The organism is Lysinibacillus sp. VIII_CA, assembly GCF_049943995.1.
Taxonomy (GTDB): domain Bacteria; phylum Bacillota; class Bacilli; order Bacillales_A; family Planococcaceae; genus Lysinibacillus; species Lysinibacillus pinottii.
Window position 1 is genome coordinate 621,225 of record NZ_JBNFXM010000001.1, and the last position, 14,769, is coordinate 635,993.

Consider the following 14,769-nt stretch of genomic DNA (forward strand, 5'->3'; position numbering starts at 1 on the left):
GCTACTCTATCTCCTTCCGAATTTTATCAACAATTTCATTTGGTTTCGCTTGCATTAACTGACGATAGTTTTGTTTACCATCAGATGGATCAAATTGACAAACCGCTGCAAACTGACAATAATCACAAGCCGTTTTGGATTTTAATTTATACGGGCTGATGGCCGTGTCACCAGACAAAATCCCATTCCCAGCCTCCTGATGCTTACGACGTACGAAATGCTGAAGTCTTTTCATATCCTTCACAGGCACAATGCGAGATTGCGATTCAGAAGGTGTTCCATCTTTTTTCATATAGACTGGGATAATTTTTGAGTGACCACTACTTTCCTCTAACTGCTCGTCCATTGATAAAATGGATTCAGCATTCTCAGACAGTAGACCCTTCATTTTATACTGCTTTAATCGGTCCTCTTCTATTTCACTATCCGTCATATCCTTATCTAGTTTTAACATGGGGTTATGGACATGGACATACAGTACCCCAGCAGGTTCTGTTTCCCCTGGAAGCCAATAGGTGCTATTTTCCATTGCCACGTCTAAATAGGTAAGAACCTGTAAAGACAATCCATAATAAACCTCATTTAAATCTAAATCTCGAGCTGATGATTTATAATCAACAATCCGTAAATAAGAGCGGTCATCTATCGTGGCACTATCTATTCGATCAATACGCCCTCGCATAAACATTTTCTTACCACTAGTCAAATCAATCTCAAGAGGGGGAAGCTGTTCATGTTGTCCTGGGCCAAACGATGCCTCGATCGCAATTGGTTTAAAGTGAGACACATTTGCATGCTGCGTCAAAGCCATCATCGTGCGTTCCACAATTCGAATAAGCTTACGCTGAATATAGCGATAACGTGCACTAGACAATAAAATTTGATGGGAGAAGACAGGAACAATTTGCTCTACTGCTTGACGTGCCAACTGTTTAATTTGTTGTTTTGTTAAACGAATCCAGGATAGTTGCAGTCGGTGAGTTTCCTCTGTTATCCACTTTAACGCCTCATGGAATAAATCACCCATTGCAAAGGTTTCTAAACGGTACTCCGCACGTTCTTCTAAACGTAGACCATACGTTGTGAAATGAGAAAATGGACATCTAAAATATTTCTCTATTCGAGACACACTAGATGTGAGCTTTTGCCCATATAACTCTTGTGTTATATAGGTTTCCAATGGCTCTGCTTCATTTTTATGAGTAATTGGATAATGTACCCGATCAAAAATAAGTGCCCAATATGGGTCCTGTTGATAAAATTTTTGTAACGCTAACCATTCTGGTGCTAGCTCACGGCTATGCTCTGCCTGACATAGTTGCACCATTAAATGTGCTAACGCTGTTCGCGGATGGCGTAAATACGGTAAAGCACTTTCATCTAATAATTCAATTGGATCCATTACAACACGCTCCGCTTGAACACCACTCAACAACCCAGCTATTTTGTCATTTCCGATGAATTTTTTTATATAAAGAGACGATAACAGTGCCTTTCCTTCTTCATCTGCTGTTGGATACGTCAAATAAAGCTTGTTTGACGGTGTGGAGGCCGCTCGATAAAATAAGAAATTTTCCTGTAATAAACGGTTAGAAGAGGTTGGTGCTAGCTCATAACCAATTTGACTAAACCATTCACGCTCCGTATCTGACAATAAACCTTCATATTCCATCCGAGTTGGATACACACCATCATTCATCCCTAAAACAAAGGCCACTTTAATATTGGATAAACGAGCTAAATCAACCGTCGCTACCATAACCTCATCTAAGGTTGGCGGAATGCGAGAAAATTCTAATGTATCAAAGCCCTCATCAAGAATTTTAGCCGCTTCCTCCACTGACATCTCCTGCTCGCCAAACATATAGACAAATTGATCCAGTACATTGATCCATTCATTCCAAGCTTGCTCATGTTCACTCGCTGCGAGTGCATCTCCTCGCTCAAGCTCACGATCCTTCATAGCTTGAAGCTTCTCATATACCTGTAATGACTCTACTAGCTCAAATAAAGCGGTGGCAATATCCTTACCTGTTGACGCTATACTCAGTTTGTCTTGTAAACTCTTTAACGGTTGACGAATTTCGTCACGAATTGCCTCAATTTCTGCTTGCATCGCACGTTCTTCATCTGTTTGTACACGCGAATGGAACTCAAGCCCACGATACTTTTTATAAAACCAACGAGGCTCTTCAAACCAACGTTCACCATAGATTCCTTGCGCTAAGCAATAATTTTCCAATCGATCAGCTCGTTCACGCCAGATAGTTAGCTCCGCTTGTAAGGGGAAAAACAAATCTGTTTTTACACTTCGAAACACAGGCTCATACTTCCAATTAGACGTCATGATTTCTAATGCCGAACGACTAAGCTCTATCAATGGATGATGGAGCATTGTTTTTTTAGTATTTGTAAATATAGGAATTTCATATTGTTGGAAAATACTTGTAATCAATGGATCGTAAAGCTCTGCTTGTCGATATAAAAGGACTATATCTTGATAACGATAGCCATATTCTCTTGTAAGCTTTGTTATTTCCCGGGCAATCGCGTGAACCTCCGCTCTACGATTGGATGCTTCAAATACCATTACATCTCCAGAAGTTTTTTTGGTGTGGGGCACCATATTAGCAAAATTTGCCTCTACATGTTGTAAATCTTCAGATTGAAATCTTTGAGTATAATAAAAATGTAAAGGTGGCTCAACGTCTATGCCTTCTTCATTTGCAATATCATGTAATCGCTGATTCGTTAACGCCGCTTCATGAAAAAGAGCCTGTTCATCAAAAGCTTCGTCTATATGATCAAACGGAAGAACCACAGTTACCTGTTTAGTGACCTTAAGCAATTCACGGACCAGCTCTAACTCTCGCACCGTAAAGGCCGTGAAACCATCAATGTAAATGGTTGCTTGCTTCATCGCTTCAGCATACTTCAATTGCTCCGTTAAAATCGGATAATACCCCTCACTATCGACATATGTCGTACCAAGGCGTTCCTCTAATGCCTGCAAAACGACATATAAATCATTCGTTTTGGCTTGTAAGGTATTTGGCGCGTCGATTGCCTTTAAGGATTCCTTTACCTCAGCTAAAACAGAGCTATTTACACTATATCGACTAAATTCTTTTAAAAGTGTTTCAATTTCCTCCGTAAAACCACGTTTTCCAGCAGCTTGTCGGAATAAGGAGAACTCACTTTTTTGTTCCTCCAGTAGTTTACGGATTAGCATTCGATAACCATAGCCATTTACTTCTTTACGAGCAATCCCACCTGTCTCCTGTAAAACGAGCCATGCTAAACGCTTAAACGTCATCACTTGTGCACGAATTAAGCCTTGCAAACCATGCCTATTCGTTAGCTCATATTCCGTAGAATAAGACATCTGGTCAGGAACAATTATAAAAATAGGATGACCTAGTGGATCACTCTTTAGCTGTTCAACAATTTCTTGATGAATAAATACCGATTTCCCTGTTCCTGAGCGTCCTGAAACAATTCGCAATGTCATATCCGTTTCCCTCCTCTATAGATTGCCTTCTACCTATCTTGATTGAGCGTTAGTAGCGATTCACTAACATTTATATATAAATTATTTTTTATCGTTTCTATCACTAAATCATATTCCGTTAAAAATGATTACGCCATTAACAACGATGGTTAGCAATCTTAAATTCTATCGAAAAAAACTAGCAAATACTATCTATCAACCTTCGATAGACAATAAAAACCAATGAATTCATTTCACAAAAAAACAGCCTCTTCAGCTATTCAAAGAGGCTTCAACTATTTATCTTACATGGTGATCCTGATTTTTCGTCAAATTTCGCGCTTGTTTTAAATCTCTCTCTACACGGGCATTCAATCGCTTCTCAATCAGCTTACCGATAAACCATAAAACAACAATCGCAACAGCTGCAATTATTAATTTCACGGGGCTTGTTAGTAACGATTTTAAATCATATCCCAATACACTCATACCTAAAATCATGACGAACTTGCCGGCTAGTAATACGACTAAGTAAAACTTTTTATGAATATGAGATAAACCCGCTACAATATTCACGATGACAGAAGGTGTAAAAGGGAAACATAGGAGGACAAAAAGAGGGCTTATACCATTCATATCCACCCACTTAATAAGCTTCTGTACTTTCTTACTGCCAGTTATAAATCGCAACCTTGGATGTTTTCCAAAATGTCGGACAAGCAAAAACACTACATAGGAGCCAGCTGCAGAACCCAACCAAGATAATAAAAACCCAAGCCATAAGCCAAATGCACTTGCATTAGCTACAACGAACACCACTAATGGTAGGAATGGTAAAAACGCTTCTAGAAAAGGTAGCAGTAAACCAATGATGGGGCCGAGTGTTCGATACTGCGCCGCCACAAGTTCAATATTTTCTACTGTAAACCATTCTTTCAATATCGACACCTCTATTTATACTGTAAAATTAAATGAAAAATTGTTAACCCTTCAGATGTATTTCGATATTCATGGGGTTGATGCCCCGAGAATACTAGTGTATCCCCTTCATCCAGTAATTCATGCATATCTCCGGCAGAAATAGCAGCTTGTCCTTTGATGATCATGACAGTTTCCTCTACCCCTTCTGTATGGGCTTCACTCCTACTAACAGCTCCCGGCTCCATTTCAACCTTGTAGAATTCCCAGCCTCGTTCCGGATTATACGGAATAATTGAATAGACACGATAGCGTCCCTCATCCTCATCAACATGTGGCACATCCTTACTGCTATAACGCATGAAATGAGCTGTTGGCGGCTGTAATAATGAAGAAAATGAAATACGCATACCAGCAGCTATTTTCCAGATGGTTGATACCGTAGGATTGGCCTCTCCTTTTTCTATTTGAGCGAGTTGCGCTTTACTAACGCCTGTCGCTTTGGCAACATCATCTAAGCTTAAATGACGTTGTTGTCTAATTTTCTTTAATTGAAAGGCTAAATTTCGACTCATTTGTTCCATTTATAATCACCAATTTTCTATTGTTTATTTTATCAGACATATGTATACTTTAATAAACATCAAGAACTATCAAACTATTCCATCAACAGTATACATGGAAATTTTTAAGAAAGGATGACCTATTTATGACAAGTACAACAGAGCTTCATCATGATCCGGCAACAAGCTCTCCTAACGATAGCTTTATACAAGGCGTGAAGGATTGTGTACCCACTTTACTCGGTTATATTAGTATAGGACTTGCATTCGGTGTTGTAGGTTCCGCTTCAGGACTATCAGTGCTAGAAATCGCCCTTTTAACTATATTGATTTATGCAGGCTCTGCACAATTTATCTTTTGTGCACTACTTTTAACAAGTAGTCCTGCTTCTGCTATCATTGTAACCATTTTTGTCGTCAATTTACGCCATTTATTAATGAGTTTAACATTAGCACCTCATTTTACGCGTTATTCCATGCTTAGAAATGTAGGCTTCGGTACTTTATTAACAGATGAAACCTTTGGAGTGGCTGTGACTAAGCAAATGCAAACCGGTAAATTATACGGTAAATGGATGGATGGGCTTAACTTAACTGCGTATCTTTTTTGGATTTTATCTTGTGTCACGGGTGCCTTCTTAGGGCAATGGGTGGCAAATCCTGAACAATGGGGATTAGATTTCGCCTTAATCGCTATGTTTGTCGCTCTTTTAGTTTTACAATTGAGTAGTGTCGGCAAAAGTAAAATCGTGCATTATATTAAGTTAATCGGCTATATGGCTGTTATTATGTATGGTCTATCTTATATAGTACCTTCACATGTGGCTGTTTTACTAGCAACAGTAATCGTAGCAACCATTGGGGTGGTGACAGATAAATGACAACAACCGCTTATATGGTATGGCTAATTATTGGCTGTGCGCTTGTCACATGGCTACCACGTGTCATTCCTTTTATTTTTGTACGCAGTGTTACACTTCCAGATGTTGTCCTGAAGTGGCTTAGTTTTATTCCTGTTTGTATTTTAAGTGCTCTTGTCATTGAAAATTTAATCGATACCGAAAGCGGCAAAATTGTGACGCTTGATTGGCCTGTCTTTATTACATTTATTCCAACGCTACTTATTGCACTGATTACGAAAAGTTTATCTATTACTGTCGTTGCAGGAGTGATCATCATGGCAGCTGTGCGATTTTTCATGTAAAAAGGTCAGTCCCCCATGAGGACTGACCTTAGACTGTAGACAAACTCAATGAAATAAAGTAAAGCCGTTGATTTCCACTACGGGCGGACGCTTTCCGCGGGCGGGGTCGAGCTGCTTCCCTCGCTTCGCTCAGTCCAGGATCTCGACTTTCCCGCTTTTCCCGCAGGAGTCGCCGCCCTTCGTTCCTATCAACTTCTACATAAAGTACCCCATCTACATAGGTAAATTTTTGAGAAACATCGAAACCTTTGAATGGTGCTAAGTGTCAAGCCTTTCCCAATGTACAGAAAGTAAGAATCACAAAAAACTAGTTCAACGCCATATTGGGGAACTGTATGTGGAGGAAGCTGAACATTTACGCCATTCCTATGACATCAAACAAATTTATAGCGTAAAGAAACGATTGAGCATGTCTTTGCCGATGCAAAGGAAAAGCATGGTATGCGATGGACAACCTAGAGGTCTGAAAAAATTGTCCATGTAGGCGATGCTTACTCTCTTGCTACCATGAATTTAAAGAAACTAGCTACTTGGACGTGGCAGGCGGCTTCAAAGAGTTGTTATACTTGAAGAGTCTGTTTTATTGGATATCAAATTACCATTTTTAAACATAATGAAAGAGAAAAAAATGACAAAAGGAATCGAGTGTGAACTTCTCAATTCCTTTTGTCGACAGTCTGAGGACAGTCCCCCATGAGGACTGACCTTGTTTATTTCTTCATTTTACTTGCTAGCCAAAAGCCCACTGTCAATGAAAATGCATCTATAACGAAAATAATTGGTGGAGATGTATATCCAGCATATACTGAGGCAGCGATAAGCGCAATGGCCAATAATAGAGCAACATAGCGATTAAACGTAATTCTTGTGAACAATAGCACCAATAAAGCAGGTATGAAGAGCGCTAACATCATTTTGCCAAAAACGTCCATTATATATCCCTCGGCTCAGCTAATAGTAATCCAATTCGGTAATGATCATTACTATAAATTACATGCTGCGTTAAACGAATTTCATTGTTTCGATCTAACACTTCAAGACGACAATGAGCTGCATTTAATTGTAATGCCTCGTATAATTCATTTTCTGTAAAAATAGAAACACCATTTACTTTCCGAATACATTCCCCTGCAAGTAAGCCCATTTTCTCAGCTGGCGAATCAGGAAGCACTGCTGCAATAATAGCACCCTTTGTGCTAGGTGCTACCGCATAATGATCTGTTTTATCCTGCTGAGCATAATAAATGGAGATGATGATACGGATAATCGCTCCCAACCCAAGCGTCATATAACCGATCATTGGTTCAAGATATGCAGCCAGTCCCCCTATTAAAATAAGCTGTCCAAGTATCACTACAGAACGTCCAATTTTAGGTAATACTAGGGCCGGTAATTCCCTTCTTATCAGCTTGGAAAAGCCAATTACAAGTGGGAAAAGGACGAGTGCAAAGCTAGTATCCCCAATCGTAAACTGTGGCCAGTACGGGAATACAGCAGAAATCGCATCACCAGGCATAACAAAGAAAATGGGCAATACCCAAACATTTCTTGAACGATAGACAATCGCCTGCATACCTCGTTTTGTTTTTTCCATACCAGGTGTTGTGACCTTTATTGCCGCACGTCGAATTAAAAGCCCTTCAGCAATGACGCAAAGACCTACAATAATAGAAATGGTAACGATAGCCCCATTCTCTAAATCGACACCTGCCAGGGAAATGCCCCCCCAAGTAAATGACCAATTGTAGTAAAACATAGCCCATATTGCTAGCGTTGCTACACCCATGGTTAAAATAGGTGACAAAGCATTCAGGAAATACAATACGAGCCCTACGATAGAGACAGCTATTACAAGGATTAAAAAAACTTTTGGAACGGTAAGGCCTGCCGCCACACTAATCAGGGAAATAAGCAAAGCATAAAGCCATCCATCTTTCCATTGTCCGATTAACTCTGTCCAGCCCCAAATAATCCGTCTATTAAAATATTTACGCTCCTGCTTTACGCGACGATAACCTAATAAAATAGCAAATATTATGGCTATATACAGTAATGGGTTGAGTAAAAAGCGGCCAATCGCTGTTACAATTTCTAATAAAATCTCACTAACCATACGAACACCCGCCGTTTCTATCTTGAATACTATGAATTTATTGTATCAAACGACTACACTCTTGCGTAGTACAAACTCATAGAAAGCTTTGTATTATGGTATTTTTGTTCTACTAATTAGTTTATTGTTCGATTGTGTGTAGTAAAAAACTAGTTGCCATTTGGAATTGTTGATCATTCTGACGATCTGTTTTATAATTTTTCAATGTTTCATTCAAGCTATTAAAGAAGGTCGTATCCATATAAAATTCATCTTCTGCTAGCTTTAATTTTTTCTGTTTTCGATAAAGGTTAACCGCTTCAGCCGTTGTATCATCCATATAGCCATCTAACCGATCTATTTGATAGCCAAGTTTCTGCAAGGCATTTTGTGAATAAGAAATTTCCTCGCTCATATCGCCCACTTTAAACTTCCCTGTCAGTGGATGTAGTTGAAAAGCGAACAATTCATTTTGCTCAATTACTAAACTAGCCTCGATGCCTTGCCCATGAATCCATTCTCGCTTCGGTGTTAGCCATTTATTTGTAGATAATTTAAGCTCTCCTCCATTAGAAAGCTCCCATGATTCCTGCACCGTTCCTTTCCCAAAGCTCTTCACTCCAACAAGAGAAGCACGTCCCCAGCTTTTTAAGGCTCCGCTTAATACTTCACTTGCAGAAGCACTACCTTGGTTTTGTAAAACAACAATCGGAATCTTGTTCATCTTTTCTAAATATTTTTCATCGATACCTTTTGTTTGTGTTTTTAATGGTTCCATAGCACCTTCAGCATTTTGCATATATGCAAATACCTTGCCACTATCTAATACTGTGCTTAGTAGCGCTGCGACGCTATGTAAATAACCCCCTGGATTATCACGAACATCAATAACAATTCCTTCAACGTCTTTCCGAAGTAACTTACTTGTTTCAGCAACCCACTCATTTGCCGTCTTCTCACCAAACAGAGAGATAGAAACATAGCCAATTGTCGTGTCCTCTACTTTTACAACTTCACTTGAGACCGTCTTGTTAGAGATAGCTGCCCGTTCCATCGTCATTTTAATATGCTTATCCTCACTTGGACGGTACACAACAATAGTTACCTTCGTCCCCTTCTCCCCTTGAATTAAATGCATTAATTCACTCATCGTTTTACCATCTACACGAACACCATCAACTTGTACAATTTCATCAAGTGAACGCATACCAGCCTTCTCTGCTGGTGATGAACGAACAGGGGAAACTACGATAAATTTCCCTTTATTTTCTGAGAGTTCAATACCAATACCTACTCTTTCCTCAGCTAGCATTTGTCGATGTTGCTCAGCCTCTTCCTTGGAATAATAAGTGCTGTAAGGGTCCTTAATGGCATCTGCCATACCTCGAAGGGCTCCTTCCACCAATGCATCCTTTTTTGTATTGTACACTGATTTTTCTTCAATGAGGGTTATGGCCTCACCAATTGTGTCAACCTCCGTAACAGGCTCCTTTTTATCACCCATATTAAACCAATCAAAGTAAATACCACTGCCTACCACTAAACTACTAAGTAGGACACCGACACCGGCCGTTAATTTGCGCAAATCTTCCCTCCTCCGTCTCTTTTACTGTATGACACTATTTTTTCAAACATACAAGATTGCTTTTCAAAATTATGAAATGAAGAGATACTTTCTCTCAATTTGTGAATAATTGGCATTATCCTACTGGAATTTGGCCTCACCATGCGCGAGCTTCTATTCACTTAAAGATTTTTCATCACTGAGTCAGTGAAAAATAAAAAAAACTGCTCGTTTCAACTATAGAAATCGAACAGATTTTTTATGAACTAATCTAATGCATCTACATATTCTTTTAACATATCCACGTCCATTGGTCCTTTGATGGCACGCTGAATATAACCGTTAGAATCAATAAAATAAGTGGTCGGTATGGTAATAATTTGATAGTCCGAGCCGGCTGAATTTTCAGGGTCCAACAAAATTGGGAATGTTAGCTCAAAGCTATCTCTAAAAGTCATCACCGTATCCACTTTCGCATCAGCTGTCACATCACGCTCAGCGGATGTTAAATTGACAGCTATGATTTCAACATTTTTTTCTTTCCCATATTCATCATAGAAACTTTGCATATGAGGCATTTCTGCCTTACATGGTGGACACCATGTCGCCCAGAAATTTAACACAACCTTCTTTCCACGAAGATCACTTAATTTGACATTTTTCCCGTCTAAGCTTGTTAACGAAAAATCAGGCGGCGTATCTCCATTGCCTAAACCAATTTTTCGCTCCTCAATATCCTTGCCAAGAGCAGATTTCTCAATTGCTCGGTCTTCATCAATTTGCTGTTTTACATATGTACCAATCATCGCAACTACTAAAAGCACGACAATCAGCAGTCCAATATTTTTTTTCATCCTTTACCTCCCTCTTTGATTCCTTCTTGTTCTAAAACAATACCAAGACAAAGCAATACTAGACTAATACCTACAGCCGTTTGCCATATACCAAGTGGCTGGAAGAAAGCAACAATGCTTAGGCCAGTAGTATAAAGTATTAAGCCACGCTTAATCCCCTGCATTTTCCATAGTATGAAGATGGTCAAAACACTTAGTACCAGTAATGTAGTAATCTCACTCGTTGTAGAGTTGTCGTTGAGCAGTACAACAAGCCATTGATAGATGGATTGGGTTAAGATGATTGCCCAGCTATACGCCATCACATGATGGCCTTGTAATGGGAGCTTTTGTCGCTTCCGCCATATTTGCAAAGATGCAACAATGGCGCCAAGAAAGACGCCAACCGTACCTCCGTTGAAATATAGTAAGGAGATGGGTTGCGCCACAACCGTTTTAAAGTCAGTGACAAGCAAGCTAAATTTCCAAACAAGTATAAACGTAAAGGCTGCATCACTATATGCCTCAGACCACTTTTTTGAAAATTGTAAACGTAGAATAAGCCAAACTATGAAAAATGTAATAAGCAGAGCAATTGCAGTTGCTGGTAAAGTTAGTGCTCGGATGGAGTACCAATCTGTATTGATCACTCTATAATCCACCTCCGAAAGATACATACAGCATAGCATAGAACGTTTTCAAAATAAGCCTGTTTCACATTGTGTTCAGAAAATCTTAAGAAATATACCCCACTATGTATATATTCATCATAACATTAAATAGAATTTGATAATAGGAAAAGGAAGGTGCCTCCCTTTTTCAACACTACCTTCAATAATTACTGTCTATCAAATAATTATGTTTAGCTAGTAATTCTATTATTTTTTGCTGGACACTAAACATAATTAAGAACTTCATAATGATGAAGGACAAAAAAAAGCTACACACTAGATTGCTCTAATGTATAGCTTATAGTTTACAACGGAATATATTTTAACGGGTTTACACTACCAACTGCCTGTCCTCTCCAAGGACCAATGTGCACTTCGAAGTGTAAGTGTGGACCAGTAGAACGACCAGTACTACCCATTGCAGCAATTTGCTGTCCCTGTGTTACTTCTTGTCCTACACTCACATTAAATGAATTTAAATGTGCATATACAGTTGTATAGATTTGCCCATCTACCGAATGTGTAAGAATGACCACATTTCCATATGAGCTTAATGGTGCAGCGTAAGCAACTACACCATCTGCTGCTGCCCAAATTGGTGTCCCTGTTGAATTGGCAAGATCTACACCATAATGGAATTCTGGGCCTGCTCCAAGGTTACGCCATCCATAAGGTGATGTTAAACGACCATTCGTTGGTTTTATCCATGTGCCGTTTGATTGAGGGGCATTGACTGTACCACCAGATGAGCCACCACCGCCATTGTTGGCAGCAGCTGCAGCCGCTGCAGCCGCGGCTGCTTTACGCTTTGCTTCTTGTTGACGAGCAATTTCTGCTAAACGCTTTTGCTCAGAAATAATTTGATCCTGTAATTCTTGGCTTACTTCCAAAGCCTCTGAATACTCTTTTTCAAGTAATACTTTTTCTGATTTTAGCTTTTCTTGCTCTTTTTCTAATTGGTCAACTAATTTATTTTTCTCAGTTTTTTGGCTATTTAATGAAGCTTTTAGTCGTTCAAGCTCCGCTCGTTGGCCTTCTAATTTTTTTCGTTTTTCTTCTACACTTTGCTTTTGTTCTTCTAATTTTTGCTTATCATCTTTTTGATCTTGAATAATTTGACGATCCGCTTCCATTAAGGCATTGACCGCAGAGAATCGATCAATAAAGTCAACAAAACTATTAGAACCTAATAATACGTCTAAATAGCTAACAGAGCCTCCTGCTTGAATTGCTCGAGCTCGCTCTTGTAACAAAACATCGCGCTCTTCAATTTTATGCAAAAGTTCTTTAATAGACTCTTCTAGTTTTTTTATTTCTTCATTTGTTGCTTGAATTTCGGTTTGTACATTTTTTATATCACTATTTGTTTTGTCGATTTCAGCGTTTAATGCTTGAATTTGATCTATGATTTTTTGTTGTTTTTCTTGATTGGCTGTAATTGCATTTGATTTGTTTGAAATGGATGAATTTAATTCATTTTTCTTTGTTTCAATTTGCTTTTTTTCTTCTTTTAAATCCGATAAACTTGTTGCAAACGCTGATGGAGTTTGGATAAAAAGAATGAGAGCAGATGCTACTGCAAGTGTTTTCAATGTGTTTTTCGCCTTACTTTTCACCGATTGAACTCCCCTTCGACTATTCATTTTCCCACTCACAAATATCCGCTGTGAGTGCTAAACTAAATTTTTAAAAATTTACGCACTGACATGAAGCTTCCCCAAATACCGATCAATACACCAATGAGTAACAAAAGACCGCTCACTTGATACACAAGTGGAGAAAAATCTAATACTTGAATGAGCTCACCTTGTAAACGAGGTGCAATAATTTTATATATATTGTGGTAAAGGGTTGTGACAACCGCAATCGGAATAATAGAACCTAAAATACCGAGCCACATTCCTTCCAATAGGAAAGGGATACGCACAAATGAATTCGTGGCACCTACTAGTTTCATAATTTCTATTTCATCTCGTCGAGCAATAATCGTAATTCGAATAGTATTTGAAATTAAGAAAATTGCTGTGAATAATAACCCTAAAATAAGCACGATTCCTACATTACGACTCATATTTAAGAAGTTAAATAGTTTTTCTACTTTTCCTTCGCCATACATAACGTCATATGTATACTCATATTTATCAATCGTCTTCGCCACTTTTGCCGTTTGCTGAGGTTCAGTAGCTTTTACATAAATTACATTACGTAATGGGTTACTTTGCTCAAATAGTTTAAAATCGTCACCAAAATCTTTGACTAATTTGGTTAACTCATCTTCCTTAGTTGAGTAGTTCATTTCTAAGACACCAGGTAATTTTTTAATTTTCTCAATGAGTGCTTTTTCAGCGGCCTCATCTGCTGTCTCATCAATTAAGACTTTTATCTCAACGTCGTTTTCTAAATCAGTTGCCACCTTATTTAAATTCATCATAATAAGCGCAAAAACGCCAACTAGAATAAGTGTAACTGTGACTGCACTGACAGACGCAATAGTCATCCAGCTATTTCGTCCAAGCGACTTTATACTTTCACGGAAGTGGCGCTTTACTGTACTAAATTTCATAGCCGTATTCACCTCCGTGTTCATCACGGACAATTAAACCGCCCTCAATAGCGATCACTCGACGTCGAATCGTATTGACAATTTCACGGTTATGGGTCGCCATTACAATGGTTGTCCCCCGCGCATTAATTTCCTCAAATAAATTCATAATCTCCCATGAAGTTTCTGGATCAAGGTTTCCTGTAGGTTCATCCGCAATCACAACTTTTGGTACATTGACGATAGAGCGTGCAATGGACACACGTTGTTGCTCTCCCCCTGAAAGCTCATTCGGAAACATTCTGGCTTTATGCTTTAATCCAACGAGCTCTAAAACTTCCATAACGCGACGTCTGATCTCATCAGGCTGTTCCTCGATTACTTCTAGTGCAAACGCTACGTTCTCATACACGTTCAAACGAGGTAATAATTTAAAATCTTGGAAAACAACACCAAGTTGACGACGCAAAAAAGGGACTTTCTTATTCTTTAACGTTGCTAAATCGATACCATTAACAATAATCTGCCCTGACGTTGCTTTTTCTTCACGGTACATCAATTTGATAAATGTAGATTTACCTGCACCACTTGGGCCAACTACATACACAAATTCTCCCTGCTTTATATTTACAGAAATACCATTTGTCGCAACAACGCCATTGGGGTACTTCTTTGTCACATTTTTCATTTCTATCATGATTAAACCACCTAAAACTCTCACTATGTAAGAGGTATTTCATTTACTATTATAGCACTCTATTTCTGTTTTTTTATTACAGTTTCATTTCAATCCGTGGTAGTTCCTTCTATTTCGTTCTTTCCTTGCCATAATCCTTAAAAATATGACATACAATAAAAACAGCAATCGACGACATACGGTGTCGATTGCTGT

13 protein-coding genes and 1 pseudogene are annotated in these 14,769 nt (G+C 38.8%); 3 read left to right on the forward strand and 11 right to left on the reverse strand.

Translation table 11 applies throughout. The features are described from left to right. Position 1 precedes the first annotated feature (1 nt). The 3 genes from addB to ACP3VS_RS03015 form a co-directional block, all read right to left on the reverse strand. Positions 2 to 3,511 (reverse strand): helicase-exonuclease AddAB subunit AddB, encoded by a 3,510-nt coding sequence (gene addB, locus ACP3VS_RS03005; RefSeq protein ID WP_426388355.1) that lies wholly within the window; start codon positions 3,509 to 3,511, stop codon positions 2 to 4. 279 nt (positions 3,512 to 3,790) lie between these two features. Next, positions 3,791 to 4,429: a TVP38/TMEM64 family protein gene (locus ACP3VS_RS03010; protein ID WP_012292936.1), complete on the reverse strand. Its 639-nt coding sequence runs from the start codon at positions 4,427 to 4,429 to the stop codon at positions 3,791 to 3,793. An 11-nt stretch (positions 4,430 to 4,440) separates the two neighbouring features. Further along, complete coding sequence (locus ACP3VS_RS03015) at positions 4,441 to 4,992, reverse strand: helix-turn-helix domain-containing protein (RefSeq protein WP_012292935.1); 552 nt, start codon at positions 4,990 to 4,992, stop codon at positions 4,441 to 4,443. A gap of 125 nt (positions 4,993 to 5,117) precedes the next feature. On the opposite strand from ACP3VS_RS03015, the gene ACP3VS_RS03020 reads away from it, so the two are divergent. The 3 genes and pseudogenes from ACP3VS_RS03020 to ACP3VS_RS03030 form a co-directional block, all read left to right on the forward strand. Further along, complete coding sequence (locus ACP3VS_RS03020; protein WP_012292934.1) at positions 5,118 to 5,852, forward strand: AzlC family ABC transporter permease; 735 nt, start codon at positions 5,118 to 5,120, stop codon at positions 5,850 to 5,852. Beyond that, positions 5,849 to 6,175 carry an AzlD domain-containing protein gene (locus ACP3VS_RS03025; RefSeq protein ID WP_012292933.1) on the forward strand — a complete coding sequence of 109 codons (327 nt, stop codon included), beginning with the start codon at positions 5,849 to 5,851 and terminating at the stop codon, positions 6,173 to 6,175. Before ACP3VS_RS03020 ends, ACP3VS_RS03025 begins: the two co-directional genes overlap by 4 nt. A gap of 239 nt (positions 6,176 to 6,414) precedes the next feature. Next, positions 6,415 to 6,745: pseudogene (locus tag ACP3VS_RS03030) on the forward strand (transposase); the annotation flags it as partial. 140 nt (positions 6,746 to 6,885) lie between these two features. Here ACP3VS_RS03030 and ACP3VS_RS03035 read toward each other — a convergent pair. The 8 genes from ACP3VS_RS03035 to ftsE all read right to left on the reverse strand — a co-directional run bounded on the left by ACP3VS_RS03035 (position 6,886) and on the right by ftsE (position 14,574). After that, positions 6,886 to 7,107 carry a DUF2198 family protein gene (locus tag ACP3VS_RS03035; RefSeq protein ID WP_012292931.1) on the reverse strand — a complete coding sequence of 74 codons (222 nt, stop codon included), beginning with the start codon at positions 7,105 to 7,107 and terminating at the stop codon, positions 6,886 to 6,888. After that, positions 7,107 to 8,288, reverse strand: a complete 1,182-nt coding sequence (locus ACP3VS_RS03040) for a PDZ domain-containing protein (RefSeq protein ID WP_031418731.1) — start codon at positions 8,286 to 8,288, stop codon at positions 7,107 to 7,109. Before ACP3VS_RS03040 ends, ACP3VS_RS03035 begins: the two co-directional genes overlap by 1 nt. A 121-nt stretch (positions 8,289 to 8,409) precedes the next feature. After that, a complete protein-coding gene (locus ACP3VS_RS03045; RefSeq protein WP_012292929.1) occupies positions 8,410 to 9,852 on the reverse strand; it encodes a S41 family peptidase in 1,443 nt (480 codons plus the stop codon). A gap of 245 nt (positions 9,853 to 10,097) precedes the next feature. Beyond that, positions 10,098 to 10,685 (reverse strand): redoxin domain-containing protein, encoded by a 588-nt coding sequence (locus ACP3VS_RS03050; RefSeq protein WP_012292928.1) that lies wholly within the window; start codon positions 10,683 to 10,685, stop codon positions 10,098 to 10,100. Continuing rightward, on the reverse strand, positions 10,682 to 11,314 hold the full coding sequence (locus tag ACP3VS_RS03055; RefSeq protein WP_031418729.1) for a hypothetical protein: 633 nt from the start codon (positions 11,312 to 11,314) through the stop codon (positions 10,682 to 10,684). The genes ACP3VS_RS03050 and ACP3VS_RS03055 overlap by 4 nt, the downstream gene beginning before the upstream one ends. 326 nt (positions 11,315 to 11,640) lie before the next feature. Further along, positions 11,641 to 12,951, reverse strand: a complete 1,311-nt coding sequence (locus tag ACP3VS_RS03060; RefSeq protein ID WP_031418728.1) for a murein hydrolase activator EnvC family protein — start codon at positions 12,949 to 12,951, stop codon at positions 11,641 to 11,643. 62 nt (positions 12,952 to 13,013) lie between these two features. Next, positions 13,014 to 13,898: a permease-like cell division protein FtsX gene (gene ftsX / locus ACP3VS_RS03065; RefSeq protein WP_031418727.1), complete on the reverse strand. Its 885-nt coding sequence runs from the start codon at positions 13,896 to 13,898 to the stop codon at positions 13,014 to 13,016. Then, the gene (gene ftsE / locus ACP3VS_RS03070; RefSeq protein WP_025116775.1) at positions 13,888 to 14,574 is read right to left on the reverse strand and encodes a cell division ATP-binding protein FtsE; all 687 of its coding nucleotides are present in this window, start codon (positions 14,572 to 14,574) and stop codon (positions 13,888 to 13,890) included. Before ftsE ends, ftsX begins: the two co-directional genes overlap by 11 nt. Positions 14,575 to 14,769 lie beyond the last annotated feature (195 nt).